The 820-nt window shown below is 35.7% G+C and carries 1 protein-coding gene; it reads right to left on the reverse strand.

The features are described from left to right. Positions 1-77 precede the first annotated feature (77 nt). A partial coding sequence (locus tag ACY2RQ_RS19510) for a hypothetical protein (protein WP_490114682.1) occupies positions 78-820 on the reverse strand: 743 nt, incomplete at its 5' end.

The following is an 820-nucleotide window of genomic DNA, read 5'->3' on the forward strand; positions in this document are numbered from 1 at the left end:
ACTCAGCTTCACCTAACGCTTGCATCAGGTGCGCCTCCGGCGTCACCTGGATGCACTTGTTACACGTATTTTACTCATCACTTTGATATTAAAGAAAAGATAAATGAGCCAGTAATGCCAAGGATTACTGCCCAAACTGAAGATATTAATATAGAAAATATTGGATAAGTTTTAATCCAATCTAACATGATGAAATATCGGTGCTTCCTGATGTTTTTAATTTCATCTTTTGCATGAATGATTATTTCTGATGCTACCCTCTCATTTTGCATTCTTCTAGTGCAATCATCACAAATTTGAGGTTCATGGCATGAATGAACAATATCTTCCTTCAAACCATTCATGTCATAGAGACAACCACGAGTTTCATCATGTGTGAAGTTAGTGATTTCATCACTCAATGGAATACGACCGCCATTTCTCAAATAGACAAGGCTATAGGCATAAATTAGGCGTTTAACTACATTTTCTAATGGTATGTTTTGAAATAGCAGGTAATCTGATATTTCATGGAAGGTAAAGATAACAGTGTTATTTGATACTCTTCTCGTATAATAGTTTTCTTCCAAAGGAACTGACGTAAGAAGAATTAGAATATCCTCGTTTCCTTTGTTTGGCGCTTGGGTAGATAACAGCTCATCGCTAAAAGCCCAATCTGGAAGATCCGAATCTGCATTTAAAGTATAGGTTTGTACCGCTCCTTCTATTTCGAAAATATTTGAAGAAAGATTCTTGATAGAGTTCTTGTCAAAATTTGCAGGTAAGTGACCTAACACAGATACTTTTATCGAGATTTTACTCATATGTTCCTTAATACGTG

The sequence above is a fragment of the Parendozoicomonas sp. 209JJ7-1 genome, from assembly GCF_058147085.1.